This is a genomic window from Streptomyces albiflavescens, assembly GCF_014645835.1.
In the GTDB taxonomy this organism is placed as follows: Bacteria; Actinomycetota; Actinomycetes; order Streptomycetales; family Streptomycetaceae; genus Streptomyces; species Streptomyces albiflavescens.
Genome location: NZ_BMMM01000016.1, coordinates 202877 through 223037, shown reverse-complemented (window position 1 = coordinate 223037; position 20161 = coordinate 202877). Strand labels below are relative to the sequence as shown.

Below are 20161 nucleotides of genomic sequence, written 5' to 3'. Positions count from 1 at the left end.
GGCGCCGTCACCGGCGCCCCTTTCGCGTGTTCCACCCCCATGTATCCAGGAAGAAGCAGCCACCGTGTCTGACCCGAACCTGAACGACGCCGGCGAGTCGGTCGAGTCCGTTGACGACGAGCTCGACATCGTCGAGGGCGCGGACATCGAGGACGAGGTCGAGGCTGCCGACGCCGACGCCGGCGAGCCCGCCGAAGAAGCGGCCCTGCACGTCGAGGACGAGTCCGGTGAGGACGTCGAGGACGAGGACGTCCCCGAGGAGGACCTCGCCGCCGAGGCCGAGACCGCCGACGAGGCGGAAGCCGAAGAAGAGGCCGAGCCCGTCGACCCCGTCACCGCCCTGCGCGAGGAGCTTCGCACCCTCCCCGGCGAGTGGTACGTCATCCACACGTACGCCGGTTACGAGAACCGTGTGAAGACCAACCTCGAGCAGCGAGCCGTCTCGCTGAACGTCGAGGACTTCATCTTCCAGGCCGAGGTGCCGCAGGAAGAGGTCGCGCAGATCAAGAACGGCGAGCGCAAGACGATCAAGCAGAACAAGCTCCCGGGCTACGTCCTGGTCCGCATGGACCTGACGAACGAGTCCTGGGGCGTCGTCCGCAACACCCCCGGCGTCACCGGTTTCGTGGGCAACGCCTACGACCCGTACCCGCTGACCCTGGACGAGATCGTCAAGATGCTCGCCCCGGAGGCCGAGGAGAAGGCCGCCCGCGAGGCCGCCGAGGCCGAGGGCAAGCCCGCCCCGCAGCGCAAGGTCGAGGTCCAGGTGCTGGACTTCGAGGTCGGCGACTCGGTCACCGTCACCGACGGCCCGTTCGCCACGCTGCAGGCGACCATCAACGAGATCAACGCCGATTCGAAGAAGGTCAAGGGTCTCGTCGAGATCTTTGGCCGCGAGACCCCGGTCGAGCTCTCCTTCGACCAGATCCAGAAGAACTAGCTCCTTCTGGACTCACCGCTTCCGAGCAGGTCAGACGGGCCCTCAAAAGCCCGTCTGACCTGCTCGGTTTTTGGCCGCGCAAGGATACCCGTTATCGTTGTGCGGTATGCCTCCATCCGGATGAACCGGGCGGAAGCTGAAAACTCTCACTAGGACCCGGAGAGAGCACATGCCTCCCAAGAAGAAGAAGGTCACGGGGCTTATCAAGCTCCAGATCCAGGCCGGCGCCGCCAACCCGGCTCCGCCGGTCGGTCCCGCGCTGGGCCAGCACGGCGTCAACATCATGGAGTTCTGCAAGGCCTACAACGCCGCGACCGAGTCGCAGCGCGGTTGGGTCATCCCGGTGGAGATCACGGTCTACGAGGACCGCTCCTTCACCTTCATCACCAAGACGCCGCCGGCCGCCAAGATGATCCTCAAGGCCGCGGGTGTCGAGAAGGGCTCCGGCGAGCCGCACAAGACCAAGGTCGCCAAGATCACCGAGGCGCAGGTCCGCGAGATCGCCACCACCAAGATGCCCGACCTCAACGCCAACGACCTGGACGCCGCGTCGAAGATCATTGCCGGCACCGCCCGTTCCATGGGCATCACGGTCGAGGGCTGACACCCACCTTCGTAGGAACCATGCGGCGCGAGCCGCACGTGGCAGGGCCTGCTCGGCCCACACCACGACTCCTCAGAACACATCAGGAGCAGTAGTGAGCAAGCGCAGCAAGTCTCTCCGCGCTGCGGACGCCAAGGTCGACCGGGAGAAGCTCTACGCCCCGCTCGAGGCCGTCCGTCTCGCCAAGGAGACCTCCACGTCCAAGTTCGACGGCACCGTCGAGGTCGCCTTCCGTCTGGGTGTCGACCCGCGCAAGGCCGACCAGATGGTCCGTGGCACCGTGAACCTCCCGCACGGCACCGGTAAGACCGCCCGGGTCCTGGTCTTCGCGACCGGTGACCGTGCCGAGGCCGCACTCGCCGCGGGCGCCGACATCGTCGGCTCCGACGAGCTCATCGACGAGGTGTCGAAGGGCCGTCTGGACTTCGACGCCGTCGTCGCCACCCCGGACCTGATGGGCAAGGTCGGTCGCCTCGGCCGTGTCCTCGGTCCCCGTGGTCTCATGCCGAACCCCAAGACCGGCACCGTGACCCCGGACGTCGCCAAGGCTGTCACCGAGATCAAGGGTGGCAAGATCGAGTTCCGCGTCGACAAGCACTCGAACCTGCACTTCATCATCGGCAAGGTGTCCTTCGACGACACGAAGCTGGTGGAGAACTACGGCGCCGCGCTCGACGAGATCCTTCGTCTGAAGCCGTCGGCCGCCAAGGGTCGCTACATCAAGAAGGCCGCGATCAGCAGCACGATCGGCCCCGGCATTCCGGTCGACCCGAACCGCACCCGCAACCTCCTCGTCGAGGAGGACCCGGCCGCCGTCTGAGCCTTCCGCTCACTTCGGTGACCGCGTCGCGTACGCGTTTTTGACACGGGCCCCGCAACCTTTCGAGGTGCGGGGCCCGTCCCTTTGTGCGGACATCAAATCCGGATACGGGTGTCAGTGGGCTGCGCTAGCGTGCAGATCACAGAATTCGCATAGGGGTGGGACGAATGAAGAGCACGACCGTGCGCCGCGTGACCCTTTCGATCGCGCTGACGACCGCTCTGACGGGCGTGGCCGCCTGTAGCTCCTCCGGCGGCTCGGGGAGCCCCGGCCAGGACGACAAGGCCGGGCACAAGGGCACGACGCACGTCAGCCCCATAGCCGCCCTGCGCTCCGCCGAGAAGTCCACCGACAACGCCGACTCCGCCAAGGTCGAGTCCACGACGACCATGGGCACGCTGATGTCCATGAAGGCGGACGGCGTCATGGGCTGGTCCGACGGTCTCACCGGCACCATGACGATCACATACACCGGCGGCACGATGGCCGACACGATGCGTCAGACGGGCAGCACGTCGATGCAGGCCCGCTATCTGCCCGATGCCTACTACGCGAAGATGAGCGACACGTTCGCCCGGCAGGCGGGCGGCAAGCACTGGATCAAGTACGCCTACGACGACCTGGCGAAGGTCGCCGGCGGCTCGGGCGCGTACCTGAAGGACCAGATGCAGAACACGACGCCGAACCAGTCGGTGAAGCTCCTGCTGGCGTCCGGCGACGTGACGAAGGTCGGCGAGGAGACGGTGCGTGGCGAGAAGACCACGCACTACTCCGGCACGGTGGACGTCGCGGACCTGGCGACCAAGTCCTCCAACCTGAGCGCGAGCCAGCTGGCCGACCTGAAGAGGCAGCTCACGGCGGCCGGCGTCAGCACCGAGAAGGTCGACATCTGGGTCAACGGCGACGATCTGCTGGTCAAGAAGGTCGAGAAGGGCGAGCTGTCGACCGGCACCATGTCCTCGACCGCGTACTACAGCGACTACGGGGTGAAGGCCTCCGCCACGGAGCCCCCGGCGGGCGACACCGCCGACTTCAAGGACCTGGTGAAGTCGCAGGGCAGCACGGGCGGCACCACCTCCTGAGTCCCACGAGAATTCGGGAGACCACTGAAACCCCCTGGGATACGCTCGCGGCCGTGCTGTGAACCGCAGCCATGCTGTGAACCGATCACCTGTTCCCTGGGGGGAATCATGGAGTTTTCTGTACGTGGAGCCGTTCGGCACAGAGCGGCGGGCGCGACGCTCGCCGCCCTGGTCCTCGGCGGGAGTGCTGTCGCCTGTGCGAAGAGCGACGCGGGGGAATCGCCGAAGATGACGCCCGCCGCGGCCGTGGCCAAGGCGGCGAAGAAGACCGAGGACATCACGTCCCTCCGCTACCGGATGACCGGTGAGGTCCCGGAGCAGGGCCGCGTCAGCGGTGAGGCGGCGATGAGCATGAAGCCGCTGGCCATGAGCATGAAGATGAAGACCGAGGACCAGGCCACCGACGGCCAGGTGGAGATCCGGCTCGTCGACAAGGCGATGTACATCGGCGGAGGCGCGAAGGCCGCCAAGGAGATGGACGGAAAGAGCTGGATCAAGTTCGACATGTCCGCGCTGGGCGCGGACAAGCAGCTGAACGCGGACCAGCTGGGCGGCGGACAGGCCGACAAGAACCCGGCGACCGAGTCCACCTTCCTCACCGGCTCCAAGGACGTGAAGAAGGTCGGGACCGAGACCGTCGACGGCGTGAAGACCACGCACTACAAGGGGACGGTCACCCTCGACGACTTCCGGGACTCCCTCAAGAGCGAGGACAAGGCCACCCGGGAGAAGCGGGAGAAGAGCCTCGGTCAGTACGAGAAGATGGGCATCGACACGTTCACGATGGACATGTGGATCGACGGCGACGACCACACCAAGCAGTTCCGCATGCGGGGCGATGCCGACAAGGGCAAGCTCGACATGACCATCACCTTCCTCGACTTCAACAAGCCGGTGACGGTCAAGGCGCCGCCCGCCGAGGACACCGCCGACCTCGCCCAGATGATGAAGGACGCGCAGCAGGGCTGAGCCGAAGCGCCGTCGAGCGTGAGGCGCTACGGAGCGGATTTGCTGGACAGCGACCCCTTCACGTAGTCTTCTCCGGAAGCCAAAGACCGCTGGTCGTTGCCTTGTGCTCGCAAGAGGGCAGGGCGGCCGAAGGATCCGCTGAACTGCGGACGACCCGCGTAGGTGACTGTGGATGTGCTCCCGGAGTTCGCTTGCCCAGCCTGCGGACGAACCGGTCGAGCTACGCCCCGTGCGCCTGCGCCGGGGCGTTTCGTTTTCCCCAGCCCCTTCCGAGCGGTCGTCATCACCCGGAAGGAGGCCGACGCTCTATGGCAAGGCCCGACAAGGCTGCCGCGGTAGCCGAGCTCGCGGAGCAGTTCCGCAGCTCGAACGCCGCTGTGCTGACCGAGTACCGGGGTCTCACCGTGGCGCAGCTCAAGACGCTGCGTCGTTCGCTCGGTGAGAACGCCCAGTACGCCGTGGTGAAGAACACGCTGACCAAGATTGCGGCCAACGAGGCCGGGATCTCGACGCTCGACGACCTGTTCAACGGTCCGACGGCAGTTGCCTTCGTCACCGGTGACCCGGTGGAGTCGGCGAAGGGTCTTCGTGACTTCGCCAAGGACAACCCGAACCTCGTCATCAAGGGCGGTGTCCTTGACGGCAAGGCGCTGTCCGCCGACGAGATCAAGAAGCTTGCGGACCTCGAGTCCCGCGAGGTTCTGCTCGCCAAGCTGGCGGGCGCCTTCAAGGGCAAGCAGACTCAGGCTGCTCAGGTCTTCCAGGCGCTCCCGTCGAAGCTCGTCCGCACCGTGGACGCTCTTCGCGCCAAGCAGGCCGAGCAGGGCGGTGCCGAGTAATTCGGCTCGCGAAATGACCGCTGCCGCCTGAGGCAGTGGTCTTAGCGGGCCAACGTACGCCCGCCAGACATGTACATCCGGCACCAGCCGAATTAGTGGAAGGATCGCCCACCATGGCGAAGCTCAGCCAGGAAGACCTGCTCGCGCAGTTCGAGGACATGACCCTCATCGAGCTCTCCGAGTTCGTGAAGGCGTTCGAGGAGAAGTTCGACGTCACCGCCGCCGCCGCGGTCGCCGTTGCCGGCCCCGCCGGCCCGGCCGCCGTCGCCGAGGCCGCTGAGGAGCAGGACGAGTTCGACGTCATCCTCACCGGCGCCGGCGACAAGAAGATCCAGGTCATCAAGGTCGTGCGTGAGCTGACCTCCCTGGGTCTGAAGGAGGCCAAGGACCTCGTGGACGGCGCCCCGAAGCCCGTTCTCGAGAAGGTCGCCAAGGAGGCCGCCGACAAGGCTGCCGAGGCCCTCAAGGGCGCCGGTGCGGCCGTCGAGGTCAAGTAACACCTCACGGTCCCTGCGGACCGTTCTCGCGAGCTGACACAGCCGCTCTCGTAGCGCTGTAACGCTGACGCACTGAAGAGCGATCACCCATCTGGGTGGTCGCTCTTCGGCGTTCCCGGGGTCCCCGAAGCGGCTGCCTTGCGCTGTCGGTCGCGGCGAGTATGGTGATCTTCGTTGTGCCTCCGGCCGGGCCCGTGACGGGCTGCAAGACATGTCGCACGTGACGATCGCGGCACTTGCTTTGGGCATGGGGGGCCTTGACGAACCGCACGCAGCGCGCAATTCTCAGGACGCGTCGTCACAACGATCCGGATCCGAGGCATGGATCGACGGCGAAGAGGGCAGTATCGATGTGCATTGAGGGCGTGGCTTGCCGCAGGTGTTGAGAACAACGAGGGTCTCAAAAACCGGGACTGGACATCAGTGGGCCGAGTGGCTACACTGACCCTTTGCGCTGCCTGTTAGCTGCCTCCTGCCCGTCACCAGGGGCATGCCCATGCTTGAGCACCGACGATTGAATCGTCCCTGACCTGGCCTTCTCCGGCTGAATCGGGAACGACCCTCTCTCTGTGTCCAGCAGGGGACCGGTACGCGCGTAGTGAGTCCGAGCCCTCGGAAGGACCCCCTCTTGGCCGCCTCGCGCACTGCCTCGACCGCGAATACGAACAACGGCGCCAGCACCGCCCCGCTGCGCATCTCTTTTGCAAAGATCAAGGAGCCCCTCGAGGTTCCGAACCTTCTTGCGCTGCAAACCGAGAGCTTCGACTGGCTGCTCGGCAACGACGCGTGGAAGGCTCGTGTCGAGGCGGCTCTGGACAGCGGACAGGACGTCCCCACCAAGTCCGGTCTGGAGGAGATCTTCGAGGAGATCTCCCCGATCGAGGACTTCAGCGGGTCGATGTCCCTGACGTTCCGCGACCACCGCTTCGAGCCCCCGAAGAACTCCATCGACGAGTGCAAGGAGCGCGACTTCACGTACGCGGCCCCGCTCTTCGTCACCGCCGAGTTCACCAACAACGAGACCGGCGAGATCAAGTCCCAGACGGTCTTCATGGGCGACTTCCCGCTCATGACCAACAAGGGCACCTTCGTCATCAACGGCACCGAGCGTGTCGTGGTGTCGCAGCTCGTCCGCTCGCCGGGTGTCTACTTCGACTCCTCCATCGACAAGACGTCCGACAAGGACATCTTCTCCGCGAAGGTCATCCCGTCCCGGGGTGCCTGGCTGGAGATGGAGATCGACAAGCGCGACATGGTCGGTGTCCGCATCGACCGCAAGCGCAAGCAGTCCGTCACCGTTCTCCTGAAGGCTCTCGGTTGGACGACCGAGCAGATCCTCGAGGAGTTCGGCGAGTACGAGTCGATGCGCGCCACCCTGGAGAAGGACCACACCCAGGGCCAGGACGACGCGCTGCTCGACATCTACCGCAAGCTGCGTCCGGGCGAGCCCCCGACCCGTGAGGCCGCGCAGACGCTGCTCGAGAACCTCTACTTCAACCCGAAGCGCTACGACCTCGCGAAGGTCGGCCGCTACAAGGTTAACAAGAAGCTGGGCGGCGACGCCCCGCTCGACGCCGGCATCCTGACCGTCGAGGACATCATCTCGACGATCAAGTACCTGGTGAAGCTGCACGCCGGTGAGACCGAGACCGTTGGCGACAACGGCACCTCGATCGTCGTCGAGACCGACGACATCGACCACTTCGGCAACCGCCGTCTGCGCAACGTCGGCGAGCTCATCCAGAACCAGGTCCGCACGGGTCTGGCTCGTATGGAGCGCGTCGTCCGCGAGCGCATGACGACTCAGGACGTCGAGGCGATCACGCCGCAGACCCTGATCAACATCCGGCCGGTCGTCGCCTCCATCAAGGAGTTCTTCGGCACCAGCCAGCTGTCGCAGTTCATGGACCAGAACAACCCGCTGTCGGGTCTCACCCACAAGCGCCGTCTGTCGGCTCTTGGCCCGGGTGGTCTCTCCCGTGAGCGGGCCGGCTTCGAGGTCCGTGACGTGCACCCGTCGCACTACGGCCGCATGTGCCCGATCGAGACCCCTGAAGGCCCGAACATCGGTCTGATCGGCTCGCTCGCCTCCTACGGCCGGGTCAACGCGTTCGGTTTCGTCGAGACCCCGTACCGCAAGGTCACCGGTGGCGTCGTCACCGACGAGGTCGACTACCTGACGGCCGACGAAGAGGACCGATTCGTCATCGCGCAGGCCAACGCGCCGCTGACGGACGAGCTCCGCTTCGAGGAGTCCCGCGTCCTGGTTCGCCGCCGTGGCGGCGAGGTCGACTACGTCCCCGGTGACGACGTCGACTACATGGACGTCTCGCCGCGCCAGATGGTGTCGGTCGCGACCGCCATGATCCCGTTCCTCGAGCACGACGACGCCAACCGTGCCCTCATGGGCGCGAACATGATGCGTCAGGCCGTGCCGCTGATCAAGTCCGAGGCGCCGCTGGTCGGCACCGGCATGGAGTACCGCTGCGCGGTCGACGCCGGTGACGTCCTGAAGTCGGAGAAGGACGGTGTGGTCCAGGAGGTCTCCGCGGACTACATCACCACCGCCAACGACGACGGCACGTACACCACGTACCGCCTCGCGAAGTTCTCCCGCTCGAACCAGGGCACCTCTGTGAACCAGAAGGTCGTCGTGGACGAGGGCGCCCGGGTCGTCGCCGGCCAGGTCCTTGCCGACGGTCCGGCGACCGAGAACGGCGAGATGGCGCTCGGCAAGAACCTGCTCGTGGCGTTCATGCCGTGGGAGGGTCACAACTACGAGGACGCGATCATCCTGTCGCAGCGCCTCGTGCAGGACGACGTCCTCTCCTCGATCCACATCGAGGAGCACGAGGTCGACGCCCGTGACACCAAGCTCGGCCCCGAGGAGATCACCCGGGACATCCCGAACGTCTCCGAGGAGGTCCTCGCCGACCTCGACGAGCGCGGCATCATCCGCATCGGTGCCGAGGTCATCGCCGGCGACATCCTCGTCGGCAAGGTGACCCCCAAGGGTGAGACCGAGCTGACGCCGGAGGAGCGCCTGCTGCGCGCGATCTTCGGTGAGAAGGCCCGTGAGGTCCGTGACACCTCGCTGAAGGTGCCGCACGGCGAGACCGGCAAGGTCATCGGCGTCCGCGTCTTCGACCGTGAGGAGGGCGACGAGCTGCCGCCGGGCGTGAACCAGCTGGTTCGTGTCTACGTGGCGCAGAAGCGCAAGATCACGGACGGTGACAAGCTCGCCGGCCGTCACGGCAACAAGGGTGTCATCTCCAAGATCCTGCCCATCGAGGACATGCCGTTCCTCGAGGACGGGACCCCGGTCGACATCATCCTCAACCCGCTGGGTGTCCCGTCCCGAATGAACCCGGGACAGGTCCTGGAGATCCACCTCGGCTGGCTCGCCAGCCGCGGCTGGGACGTCTCCGGCCTCGCGGACGACTGGGCGCAGCGCCTGCAGGCCATCGAGGCCGACCAGGTCGCCCCGGGCACCAACGTCGCCACCCCCGTCTTCGACGGTGCGCGTGAGGACGAGCTCGCGGGTCTGCTGCAGCACACGATCCCGAACCGCGACGGCGAGCGCATGGTGCTCCCGACCGGTAAGGCGCCGCTGTTCGACGGCCGCTCCGGCGAGCCGTTCCCGGAGCCGATCTCCGTCGGCTACATGTACATCCTCAAGCTCCACCACCTGGTCGACGACAAGCTGCACGCCCGCTCGACCGGTCCGTACTCGATGATCACCCAGCAGCCGCTGGGTGGTAAGGCCCAGTTCGGTGGCCAGCGCTTCGGTGAGATGGAGGTGTGGGCGCTGGAGGCTTATGGCGCCGCGTACGCCCTCCAGGAGCTGCTGACCATCAAGTCCGACGACGTCACCGGCCGCGTGAAGGTCTACGAGGCCATCGTCAAGGGCGAGAACATCCCCGAGCCCGGCATCCCCGAGTCCTTCAAGGTGCTCATCAAGGAGATGCAGTCTCTCTGCCTCAACGTGGAGGTGCTGTCCAGCGACGGTATGTCCATCGAAATGCGTGACACCGACGAGGACGTCTTCCGCGCGGCGGAGGAGCTCGGCATCGACCTGTCCCGGCGCGAGCCGAGCAGCGTCGAAGAGGTCTGACGGGAGTTCGGCGGGCCTTGAACGCCTTTGGAACAGGTGAACAAGGCCCGCCGGCCCCAGGACCCCCGTATCAGACCCCTAAGACTTACAACCCTGAGAGGGATTGACGCATAGTGCTCGACGTCAACTTCTTCGATGAGCTCCGGATCGGTCTGGCCACCGCTGACGACATCCGTCAGTGGAGCCACGGCGAGGTCAAGAAGCCCGAGACCATCAACTACCGCACCCTCAAGCCCGAAAAGGACGGACTCTTCTGCGAGAAGATCTTCGGTCCGACCCGGGACTGGGAGTGCTACTGCGGTAAGTACAAGCGTGTCCGCTTCAAGGGCATCATCTGTGAGCGCTGCGGCGTCGAGGTCACTCGCGCCAAGGTGCGTCGTGAGCGGATGGGCCACATCGAGCTGGCCGCTCCCGTCACCCACATCTGGTACTTCAAGGGCGTTCCGTCGCGTCTGGGCTACCTGCTCGACCTCGCCCCGAAGGACCTGGAGAAGGTCATCTACTTCGCGGCGTACATGATCACGTTCGTCGACGAGGAGCGCCGCACCCGCGACCTGCCCTCGCTGGAGGCCCACGTCTCCGTCGAGCGTCAGCAGGTCGAGAACCGTCGCGACGCCGACCTGGAAGCCCGCGCCAAGAAGCTCGAGACCGACCTGGCCGAGCTGGAGGCCGAGGGCGCCAAGGCCGATGTGCGCCGCAAGGTGCGCGAGGGTGCCGAGCGTGAGATGAAGCAGCTGCGTGACCGTGCGCAGCGCGAGATCGACCGTCTCGACGAGGTGTGGACCCGCTTCAAGAACCTCAAGGTCCAGGACCTGGAGGGCGACGAGCTCCTCTACCGCGAGCTGCGTGACCGCTTCGGCACGTACTTCGACGGTTCGATGGGTGCCGCGGCGCTGCAGAAGCGCCTGGAGTCCTTCGACCTCGACGAGGAGGCCGAGCGCCTTCGCGAGATCATCCGCACCGGCAAGGGCCAGAAGAAGACCCGCGCGCTCAAGCGCCTCAAGGTCGTCTCCGCGTTCCTGCAGACCAGCAACAGCCCCAAGGGCATGGTGCTCGACTGCGTGCCGGTCATCCCGCCGGACCTGCGTCCGATGGTGCAGCTGGACGGTGGCCGCTTCGCGACCTCCGACCTGAACGACCTGTACCGCCGTGTGATCAACCGCAACAACCGTCTGAAGCGACTCCTTGACCTCGGTGCCCCCGAGATCATCGTGAACAACGAGAAGCGCATGCTTCAGGAGGCCGTCGACGCGCTCTTCGACAACGGCCGTCGTGGTCGCCCCGTCACGGGCCCCGGCAACCGTCCGCTGAAGTCCCTCAGCGACATGCTGAAGGGTAAGCAGGGTCGATTCCGTCAGAACCTGCTCGGTAAGCGTGTGGACTACTCCGCGCGTTCCGTGATCGTCGTCGGTCCGCAGCTGAAGCTGCACCAGTGTGGTCTGCCCAAGGCCATGGCGCTGGAGCTCTTCAAGCCGTTCGTGATGAAGCGCCTGGTCGACCTGAACCACGCGCAGAACATCAAGAGCGCCAAGCGGATGGTCGAGCGCGGCCGCACGGTCGTGTACGACGTCCTGGAAGAGGTCATCGCGGAGCACCCGGTTCTGCTGAACCGTGCGCCCACGCTGCACCGCCTCGGCATCCAGGCCTTCGAGCCGCAGCTGGTCGAGGGCAAGGCCATCCAGATCCACCCGCTCGTCTGCACCGCGTTCAACGCGGACTTCGACGGTGACCAGATGGCCGTCCACCTGCCCCTCTCCGCGGAGGCGCAGGCCGAGGCCCGCATCCTGATGCTGTCCTCGAACAACATCCTCAAGCCGGCCGACGGCCGCCCGGTCACGATGCCGACCCAGGACATGGTCCTCGGTCTGTTCTTCCTGACCACGGACGGCGAGATGCGGAACGTGAAGGGCGAGGACCGCTCCTTCGCTTCCGTGGCCGAGGCGATCATGGCGTTCGACGCCGGCGAGCTCTCGCTGCAGTCGCGCGTGGACATCCGCTTCCCGGTGGGCACCATCCCGCCGCGCGGCTGGACCCCGCCGGCACAGGAGGAGGGCGAGCCGGAGTGGCAGCAGGGTGACACCTTCCGCCTGCGGACGACCCTGGGCCGCGCGCTCTTCAACGAGCTGCTGCCCGAGGACTACCCGTTCGTCGACTACGAGGTCGGCAAGAAGCAGCTCTCCGAGATCGTCAACGACCTCGCCGAGCGCTACCCCAAGGTCATCGTGGCGGCGACGCTCGACAACCTGAAGGCGGCCGGCTTCTTCTGGGCGACCCGTTCCGGCGTCACCGTGGCCATCTCCGACGTCGTCGTTCCCGAGGCGAAGAAGGAGATCGTCAAGGGCTACGAGGCGCAGGACGAGAAGGTCCAGAAGCAGTACGAGCGCGGTCTGATCACCAAGGACGAGCGCACGCAGGAGCTCATCGCGATCTGGACCAAGGCGACCAACGAGGTTGCCGAGGCGATGAACGACAACTTCCCGAAGACCAACCCGATCTTCATGATGGTGAACTCGGGTGCACGAGGCAACATGATGCAGATGCGTCAGATTGCCGGTATGCGTGGTCTGGTGTCGAACGCGAAGAACGAGACCATCCCGCGTCCGATCAAGGCGTCCTTCCGTGAGGGCCTGTCCGTGCTGGAGTACTTCATCTCCACGCACGGTGCCCGTAAGGGTCTGGCGGACACCGCCCTGCGTACGGCCGACTCGGGTTACCTGACCCGTCGTCTGGTCGACGTCTCCCAGGACGTCATCATCCGCGAGGAGGACTGCGGCACCGACCGCGGCCTCAAGCTGCACATCGCGGAGCGCGGCGCGGACGGTGTTCTGCGCAAGGCGGAGAACGTCGAGACCAGCGTGTACGCACGTGCGCTGGCCGAGGACATCGTCGTCGACGGCGTGGTGCTGGCCCCGGCCAACACCGACCTGGGCGACGTCCTCATCGACGAGCTGGTCAAGCACGGCATCGAGGAGGTCAAGACCCGTTCGGTCCTGACCTGCGAGTCCGCCGTCGGCACCTGCGCCATGTGCTACGGCCGTTCGCTGGCCACCGGCAAGCTGGTCGACATCGGTGAGGCGGTCGGCATCATCGCCGCCCAGTCCATCGGTGAGCCCGGTACCCAGCTGACGATGCGTACCTTCCACACCGGTGGTGTGGCCGGTGACGACATCACCCAGGGTCTGCCCCGTGTCGTCGAGCTCTTCGAGGCCCGTACGCCGAAGGGTGTCGCCCCGATCTCCGAGGCCTCCGGCCGCGTGCGGATCGAGGAGACCGAGAAGACCAAGAAGCTCGTCGTCACCCCGGACGACGGCAGCGACGAGACGGCGTTCCCGATCTCGAAGCGTGCCCGTCTGCTGGTGTCCGAGGGTGAGCACGTCGAGGTGGGCCAGAAGCTCACCGTGGGTGCCACCAACCCGCACGACGTGCTGCGCATCCTGGGTCAGCGCGCGGTCCAGGTCCACCTGGTCGGCGAGGTCCAGAAGGTCTACAACTCGCAGGGTGTGTCGATCCACGACAAGCACATCGAGATCATCATCCGGCAGATGCTGCGCCGGGTGACGATCATCGAGTCGGGCGACGCGGAGCTGCTGCCCGGCGAGCTGGTCGAGCGTTCGAAGTTCGAGACCGAGAACCGTCGTGTGGTCCAGGAAGGCGGCCACCCGGCCTCCGGCCGTCCGCAGCTGATGGGTATCACCAAGGCCTCGCTGGCGACCGAGTCGTGGCTGTCGGCGGCGTCCTTCCAGGAGACGACCAGGGTTCTGACGGACGCGGCGATCAACGCCAAGTCCGACTCCCTGATCGGCCTCAAGGAGAACGTCATCATCGGTAAGCTCATCCCGGCCGGTACGGGTCTGTCCCGCTACCGCAACATCCGGGTCGAGCCGACCGAAGAGGCCAAGGCCGCGATGTACTCGGCCGTCGGCTACGACGACATCGACTACTCGCCGTTCGGCACCGGCTCCGGCCAGGCCGTTCCGCTGGAGGACTACGACTACGGTCCGTACAACCAGTAAGCGAGTCGCTTCGCAGTAACTGAAGGGCGGTCACCCCGGGTTCGGGGTGACCGCCCTTCGGCGTGTGTCAGCGCGGCAGTGGGAGGTGCGGCTCCAGGGCGCGGATGCGGGTGATGTTGTCGGGGTGGGTGGTGAGGAGTTTGGCCAGGCCGCCCGGCTCCTTGAGCTTCTTGCCCCGCGCGGCGGCGTACGCCTTCGCGGCGTCCTCCTCGGCCTGGAAGTGGTGCAGCACCTGGACCATCTCGGTCGCGAAACCGAGGGCGGCGGCCTGCTGGTCGGCGCGCAGCTCGCCCAGGCGGCCCGCGTAGGCGAGCAGGTAGGGCGCGATCACGAGGGGGATGGTGATGTACCAGGCGACGAGGAAGCCCATCACCACGAACGCCCCCATGAAGAGGGCGAGGATCATCGTCGCGGCCGCCGAGAAGACACTGGCGACGGCGATCGCGATCCTGGCGAGTCCCCGGGTCAGGGCCCAGGCGATCCGACCGGGCAGCGAGTACCAGTAGCCGAGCAGGCCCGCCCAGGCGTGACCGCCGACGTGGTGGCCGAGTTCATGGGCGAGTACGGCGGCGAGGTTGCTGCTCGGAATCTTGTTGAGCGAGTACGTGGTGACCCCGACGACGTGCCCGGCAACCGCGGACGCGTTCAGGTCTTCGCTGTTCTCCACCATCAGTTCGTACGTTTCCGCCTCGATGCCCGCGCGAGCGGTGACCTCGCGCCAGACCGGCTCCAGACGGGCCCGCTCCGTCTCCAGTGGTGCTCGCAGCTTGAAGGTGCGCCGGGCGAAGAGCAGCTCGGTGGGCCGGTGGAAGACGAGGGCCCCGGAGGCCAGCCAGGCGAGGACGACCAGCCAGCCCACAGCCGTGCCGAACATCGCCACGGCGACCGCCGCGACCACCGCGAGGCTCACCAGGAAGCTCGGGACCTGGGTCGCCAGCTGCCCTATGGCGGTGGCGTCGGCGCCGCGCTGGTGGGCCGCCACGTGCATGCGGCGGCCCTGGTGGCGGTAGTCGAGGTCGTCGGGGGCGAGGGACTGCTGCGGCACGAAGGGCGCCGGCTGCGAGGACTGGGCCGGGTACTGCGGGGCGGCGCCCGGATAGGGGGCCGCGGCTCCGGGGTACTGCGGCGTCGCGCCGGGGTGGGCGGGTGGGGCCGTCGGGTACTGGGGCTGGGCGGGGACGGCCTGCGGGTAGGAGGGAGGCGCGGCGGCGGTCCCCGGGTACTGCGGCGGGGGAGTCGTGGCGCCGGGGTAGTGCGGCGGTGTGGGAGCGGAGGTGCCCGGGTACTGCGCCGGGGGCGGGGCCGCGCCTGGGTACTGGGGCTCCGGATACGCGGGGCCTGGTGGCTGGGACATCTGGGGCTCCTTCGGGTGGGGACGTCAGCCGATGAGCAGCGCGGTGGGCAGCAGCGCCGTGCCGGTGCAGAAGGCGATCAGACCGGTGCGGATCCACTGGTGCTTGCGGGCGGCGATACGGCTGGTCTCGGTGAGGGCCGCCGTGAGTCCGGCGGCGGGGTCGCGGTCGGTGTCGGCGAGCGCGGCGGCCAACTGGCCCGTGCGTACGGCCTGTTGGATGTCGCCGAAGTAGCACAGCGGCTGCCCTGGGGCCCAGGAGCCGGTGCGGTAGCGGGGGAGTACGGCGAGGAGCAGTGCGAACAGGGAGAGCGCCAGGGCGGCGGCCCCGGCCCACCACAAGGAGGTGCCGGCCCAGGACAGCTCCCTCGGCGTCCAGTCCCGCCCGGCCAGCAGCCCGCTGAACACCCCCGCCGTCATCCCGAGCGCCGCCACCAGCACGGACGCCTTGCTGTCGGCCCGGGCGATCTCGCCCCGCAGTTCGGTGAGCAGCCGCTCGGCGGTTCGGGCGCCGGCGTGGGTGTCGGGGGAGGTGGTCACGCGGGCCCCGCCTCGGGGAGGTCCTGCGGCGGCACGCCGGAGTCGGCGGGCTCGGCGGCGCCCGGAGGCGGGGGCACGGCGGGAGCGGGGCCCGTGGCCGCGTAGGGCGGTGCGGGCTGGGCGTACGGGGCGGCCTGCGCCTGCGGCGGGGGAAGCTGCCCGTAGGGGGCGCCCGGTGCCTGCGGGGCGGGCGGCTGGGCGTACGGCCCGCCCGGTGCCTGCGGCTGACCGTAGGGAGCGGCCGCGTACGGCGCCGGTGGCTGGTGCTGCGGTGCGGAGCCGTACGGCTGCTGGGCCGGCGGTGGAGGCGAGTTCTGGCCGGGGTACGGCGGCTGCGGCGGTACGTACGGCTGCCCGGGGGTCGCCCCCGGGGGCAGCGCGCCCTGCTCCGGCGCGGCCTGCTGCTGGATCAGGTCGTTGATCTTCGGCAGCATGGAGCGGGCGGACTCCGCCCTCTGGAAGTCCTCCAGCGAGTCGCCGGCGATCAGTTCCAACTCGCTCTTGATGAACGACAGTTGCTCCTTCTGGATGGACCCGACGACCAGCTGGGTGTCCTCGGGGTGCTGGGCGAGATGCACCGCCCAGGCGCCGACGCCGCCGTGCTGGAGGTGATATTGGTAGAAGTTGATCTTCTCGGTCATCAACTGGTGGTGCTGCTGCTGGCGCAGGACTTCCAGTTCGTGCTGCTGCCGGGCCTGGCGCAGCCGGAACTCGTGCTCGGGGTCGAGCATTTCGGACTCGTAACGCAGGTTCCGCTGCCGCCGCCGGTGGGCGATCGCCTCGTCGTCGAGGCGAAGTCGTACGACACACGTCACGGCGAGACCGATGCCCGCCGCGAAGCCGCCCGTCTCCACGGCCTGTTGGACCGCACGCTCGGCCGACGCGCTGTCCTCGATGGAGAAGCGTCGGCTGACCGGCCGCGCGAACTGGTGGAGTTCACGGGTCAGCCGGGTGGGCACATCACGCTCGCCGCTCGCCACGTACGCGATCGCATCGGCGACCCGCCAGGTCAGATCGGCGGTGGCGCCGAAGGAGAACGCGTCGTCGTCGCTGGGCAGCTCCAGGTCCAGCTGCACCGGGTGGCTGCCCATGTCCACCTCGTACACGGAGGTGTAGCGGCGGGTCGCCGCGTCCGAGCGGCTCGGACGGTGCGGCGGCATGTAGACGTCGTACGAGCCCTTGGCGGTGACGAAGACGAGCGCGTGGTCGATCGCGGTGACCGGCCGTCTGGCGGTGTAGTCGAAGCGGGCGATCGGCCGCACGGTGAGCACCGGGTCGATCAGCGTGCTGTGCCGGTTGGCGTCCTGCTGCCACTCCGGCTGACGGCGGAACTCCGCCATGGTTCAACTCCTCGATGGCTCTGCGGTGGAGGGGGTCAGTACGCCGATCAGCCGGTCGGCGATCGGTGGGCGCGGGCCGCCGTCCGGGGCGCGCAGGTTGAGCAGCTCATGGCTGAGGCGCTTGCGGTCGTCCGCCGTCACGACCAGCGCGGGCAGCAGGAACTCCAGGGCCCGCGCCGTGTCCGCCCGGCGCTCGGCGACGTGCACCCAGGTGTGCAGGGCGTCCAGAGCCCCGCGGGTGTGCGCGCGGTCGCCGAGCGCGGTGCGCCAGAGGGTGGCGAGGTCGTGGGCCGAGTACGTCTCGTACATACCCGTGGTGGTGTACCACTCGACGAGCGCGTCCTCCTCGTCGTTGTCGCAGGCGCGGACGAACGCGGCGAGTGCGAGCGCGCGGACCGAGGCCGTGTCGTGGTGGAGCAGCCGCACCAGCTCGGAGAGCATCTCGCCGCGCCGGCCCCCGACCGAGAGCAGCAGGGCCGTGGACTCGATCAGGTTGTTCGCCTCGGCCGGGCTGCTGCCCCCGGCGCGGGCGCGGGCGGCGAGCGCGCTCAGCGCGGGGCCCGCCAGGTCCGGGCGCAGCGGTGTGAGCAGCCCGAAGGCGCGGATCGCGGTCCAGCGGCGGGCCCAGTGGGAGTCCGTGCACCAGTGGGTGAGCAGGCGCAGCACGACGGGCGCGTCGAGGAGCTGGGCGAGCGTGAGCGTGTTCGCCGCGGTGACCCGGGGGCCGAACGACTTCGAGACGGCCCAGCCGTCGATCAGCAGCGCCACCGCCGAGGGCAGGTCGGCGCGCGCGAGCAGCGCGGTGGCCGCGGCGGCCCGGGTCCGTACGACCGGGCGGCCGTCGCGGGCCAGCTCCTTCAGCCATGCGACCAGCGCGGGCCGGGCCGACGGATGGCCCGTCCACACCTCGGTGAGCAGGACGCTCGGGGTGTTCTCCTTGCGGAAGTACGCCGTGAACTGCGGCACCGAGCCCCACTCGGTCGCCTCGTCCCGGACCTCACCCTCGGCCCGCGCCCGTTCCAGACGGGTCTCGGCGGCGAGTCCGAACACCGGGATCTCCGGCGGCTGTTCGGGGTGCTGCAGTCGCTGGAAGTGCACGTACAGCTTGTCGGCGAGCTCGGCCGCGAGGACGTACGGTGCCTGGTCGAAGACGGCGAGCGAGATGAGGAACGCCTTGTCCCGCAGGTTGGCTTCGGGGTCGCTCAGCCACTCCCGGCACTGCTGCTCGACCGCGGCCTGTCCGAAGTCCGCCAGCCGCGCCGCCGCTTCCTCGCTGCCGTCGTAGCCGGCCACTTCCGCGGCGAACTTGACGGCCTCGGCGGGCCGGTGGGCCCCGCGGGAGAGGAAGTCCCGCACGGGGCCGAGGGAGAGGAGGCCCTCGATGTCCTCGCCGCGCCGGTGGTCGGCCAGATGCGCGCGCAGCACGGCGGCTGGCTCCGGCGGCTCCCATCGGGCAGGAGTGGCCCCCAGCAGGAACGGGGAGTTCTCGATGGTCACCACCAGATATCCGTCGACCTTCTTCAGCTGGTCGCGGGCAGCGTGCAGATGGGGATCCCGCAGCGGCCGGTTGCGGCTCAGCGGCAGGTCGCGCAGGACATGGCCGCCGGGCGCGGCGAGCTGGGCGGCGAGGGCCGCGGGGCTGGTCTCCGAGGAGAGGGCGTGCACGGCGGGGACGCCGAGGCGATGCAGAAGCATCAGCGCCGCGGCGTTGCGGCCGGTGGCGTGGGCGCCGGCGAGAACGAGGACACGTTCCTCGCGCAGGCGGGCCAGGGCGGAAGCGAAGGCGGGGCTCTCGACGAAGACCGCGGACAGCGCGTCGAGGTCCGCCTGCGGGATCTCCCCGGAGGCGTACGCCGTCGAGGCCGCCGCCGTTGTGTGGTGGTGGATCTCCGTCTTGCCGCCCATGAACACATCACGGGCGACGCCGCCGGACACGCCGTGCTGGGCGCCGCCGACCAGGCTGCCGCCGAACGACGCGGCCTCGCTGAAGATGAACCCCGGGGTGTGCGCGACGAGTTCGCGCTGAGCGGCCCGGGCCTCCTGGGTCCGCTCCTGCTCCTCGCCCTCGGCGGCCTGGTGCGGTTCCTGCCCCGGTACGTCGTCGGGAGCCGGCCCCGGCGGTGGGGGCACCGTCACGCCGACTCACCCCCCGACCCGCCCTGGTGGACGTCGCCGGTGACCTGGCCGCCGGAGACGCCGTGCTGGTCCCCGCCGACGAGGCTGCCGCCGAAGCTGGGTGAGCCGCCGTTGAAGTTGAAGACGACGCCGCCGGGAGGGGTGGCGGGTCGGACAGGGGCGGCGGGGCCGACGGGCCCCGCCGCTGCCGCCGCCCCCGGCGCCGGGCTCTCCCCCGAGTCGCCCGGCGCCGGGGTTCCCCCCTTTTCACTGCGGTCCTCGGTGCCCTGCGGTACCGGGCCGTGCAGCCAGGCCCGCAAGGGTCCGTTCTTGCTGTCCACCGTCACCGGGTGGAAGTCCTCCGCCGGGATGCCGGGGTGGCTGTGGCGGACGATCCCCGTGTGCACGCCCTCCGAGACGCACAGGGCGAAGTCGTCGGGCCGTTCGCGCAGGGCCGCGCGCAGGAGCTGGGCGTCGAGGAGGCGGCACGCGTGGTTCAGGTCCGAGCCGACCCAGCCGTCGTGTTCGTCCACGGCGACGTACCCCGTGGCGACGACGCCCCGCAGCCGGATCTGGGCGGAGCTGGAGGCCATCCGGTTGACCGCCCGGAGCTGGGCGGGGACCTCGGTGAGCAGAGCGCGCAGGAGTGCGGTGACCGAGGCGTTGGCGTCGATCAACTCCATGACGGAGTCGCCGCGGTCCGCGCGCAGGCGGAGGCGCTCGTCGATGCCGGCGGTTTCCAGCGTGCGGTCGGTGATGTCGTACAACATGCGCCGCAGATAGGCCTGCTCGACGTCGTCCCGGTCGCTGTACTTCTCGATGTCGAGCAGGAGGATCGTCCGGCTCACGGGGTCGGTCATGGTCGCCTGGTCGCCTTTCGGTGGGGGCCTTGCCTGGCATGCAGGTTGGCGGTCCCGGCGGCCGGGGTGTGAGGGCG

Annotated in this window: 14 protein-coding genes; 9 read left to right on the top strand and 5 right to left on the bottom strand. The window is 68.4% G+C overall.

What is annotated here, in order from left to right; all coding sequences use genetic code 11:
- The first annotated feature begins 64 nt into the window (after positions 1–64).
- The 9 genes from nusG to IEY95_RS35855 all read left to right on the top strand — a co-directional run bounded on the left by nusG (position 65) and on the right by IEY95_RS35855 (position 13878).
- Complete coding sequence (gene nusG / locus IEY95_RS35895) at positions 65–940, top strand: transcription termination/antitermination protein NusG (protein WP_189190362.1); 876 nt, start codon at positions 65–67, stop codon at positions 938–940.
- 169 nt (positions 941–1109) lie between these two features.
- Complete coding sequence (rplK, locus tag IEY95_RS35890) at positions 1110–1544, top strand: 50S ribosomal protein L11 (RefSeq protein ID WP_016645192.1); 435 nt, start codon at positions 1110–1112, stop codon at positions 1542–1544.
- 94 nt (positions 1545–1638) lie between these two features.
- Positions 1639–2364 carry a 50S ribosomal protein L1 gene (gene rplA / locus IEY95_RS35885; protein WP_189190361.1) on the top strand — a complete coding sequence of 242 codons (726 nt, stop codon included), beginning with the start codon at positions 1639–1641 and terminating at the stop codon, positions 2362–2364.
- 167 nt (positions 2365–2531) lie between these two features.
- Complete coding sequence (locus IEY95_RS35880; RefSeq protein WP_189190360.1) at positions 2532–3446, top strand: SCO4651 family lipoprotein; 915 nt, start codon at positions 2532–2534, stop codon at positions 3444–3446.
- Between the two features lie 108 nt (positions 3447–3554).
- Complete coding sequence (locus tag IEY95_RS35875) at positions 3555–4415, top strand: SCO4651 family lipoprotein (RefSeq protein WP_189190359.1); 861 nt, start codon at positions 3555–3557, stop codon at positions 4413–4415.
- A 308-nt stretch (positions 4416–4723) separates the two neighbouring features.
- Positions 4724–5254: a 50S ribosomal protein L10 gene (gene rplJ / locus IEY95_RS35870; RefSeq protein WP_037680489.1), complete on the top strand. Its 531-nt coding sequence runs from the start codon at positions 4724–4726 to the stop codon at positions 5252–5254.
- 113 nt (positions 5255–5367) lie between these two features.
- On the top strand, positions 5368–5751 hold the full coding sequence (gene rplL / locus IEY95_RS35865) for a 50S ribosomal protein L7/L12 (protein WP_189190358.1): 384 nt from the start codon (positions 5368–5370) through the stop codon (positions 5749–5751).
- Between the two features lie 628 nt (positions 5752–6379).
- Positions 6380–9865 (top strand): DNA-directed RNA polymerase subunit beta, encoded by a 3486-nt coding sequence (gene rpoB, locus IEY95_RS35860; protein ID WP_189190357.1) that lies wholly within the window; start codon positions 6380–6382, stop codon positions 9863–9865.
- Between the two features lie 113 nt (positions 9866–9978).
- Positions 9979–13878, top strand: a complete 3900-nt coding sequence (locus tag IEY95_RS35855; protein WP_189190356.1) for a DNA-directed RNA polymerase subunit beta' — start codon at positions 9979–9981, stop codon at positions 13876–13878.
- Between the two features lie 67 nt (positions 13879–13945).
- Here the strand turns inward: IEY95_RS35855 and IEY95_RS35850 are convergent, their stop codons facing one another.
- From IEY95_RS35850 to IEY95_RS35830, 5 genes are read right to left on the bottom strand one after another with little or no spacing between them, the layout of a single operon-like run.
- Positions 13946–15232, bottom strand: coding sequence for a M48 family metalloprotease (locus tag IEY95_RS35850; RefSeq protein ID WP_189190355.1), 1287 nt, complete (start codon positions 15230–15232; stop codon positions 13946–13948).
- Positions 15233–15256: 24 nt separating this feature from the next.
- Positions 15257–15769 carry a Pycsar system effector family protein gene (locus tag IEY95_RS35845; protein ID WP_189190354.1) on the bottom strand — a complete coding sequence of 171 codons (513 nt, stop codon included), beginning with the start codon at positions 15767–15769 and terminating at the stop codon, positions 15257–15259.
- A complete protein-coding gene (locus IEY95_RS35840) occupies positions 15766–17109 on the bottom strand; it encodes a PE-PGRS family protein (protein WP_189190353.1) in 1344 nt (447 codons plus the stop codon). Before IEY95_RS35840 ends, IEY95_RS35845 begins: the two co-directional genes overlap by 4 nt.
- 3 nt (positions 17110–17112) lie before the next feature.
- Entirely contained in the window at positions 17113–19245 is a 2133-nt protein-coding gene (locus IEY95_RS35835) for a hypothetical protein (RefSeq protein WP_189190352.1), read from the bottom strand.
- Positions 19242–20084: a hypothetical protein gene (locus IEY95_RS35830; protein WP_189190351.1), complete on the bottom strand. Its 843-nt coding sequence runs from the start codon at positions 20082–20084 to the stop codon at positions 19242–19244. Before IEY95_RS35830 ends, IEY95_RS35835 begins: the two co-directional genes overlap by 4 nt.
- Positions 20085–20161: the final 77 nt, after the last annotated feature.

Excerpts from the sequence above, each read along its gene's own strand:
- rplL (WP_189190358.1), top strand. The coding sequence starts at position 5,368 with ATGGCGAAGCTCAGCCAGGAAGACCTGCTCGCGCAGTTCGAGGACATG.
- IEY95_RS35830 (WP_189190351.1), bottom strand. The coding sequence starts at position 20,084 with ATGACCGACCCCGTGAGCCGGACGATCCTCCTGCTCGACATCGAGAAG.
- rplK (WP_016645192.1), top strand. The coding sequence starts at position 1,110 with ATGCCTCCCAAGAAGAAGAAGGTCACGGGGCTTATCAAGCTCCAGATC.
- IEY95_RS35875 (WP_189190359.1), top strand. The coding sequence starts at position 3,555 with ATGGAGTTTTCTGTACGTGGAGCCGTTCGGCACAGAGCGGCGGGCGCG.
- IEY95_RS35850 (WP_189190355.1), bottom strand. The coding sequence starts at position 15,232 with ATGTCCCAGCCACCAGGCCCCGCGTATCCGGAGCCCCAGTACCCAGGC.
- IEY95_RS35840 (WP_189190353.1), bottom strand. The coding sequence starts at position 17,109 with ATGGCGGAGTTCCGCCGTCAGCCGGAGTGGCAGCAGGACGCCAACCGG.
- IEY95_RS35880 (WP_189190360.1), top strand. The coding sequence starts at position 2,532 with ATGAAGAGCACGACCGTGCGCCGCGTGACCCTTTCGATCGCGCTGACG.
- rplJ (WP_037680489.1), top strand. The coding sequence starts at position 4,724 with ATGGCAAGGCCCGACAAGGCTGCCGCGGTAGCCGAGCTCGCGGAGCAG.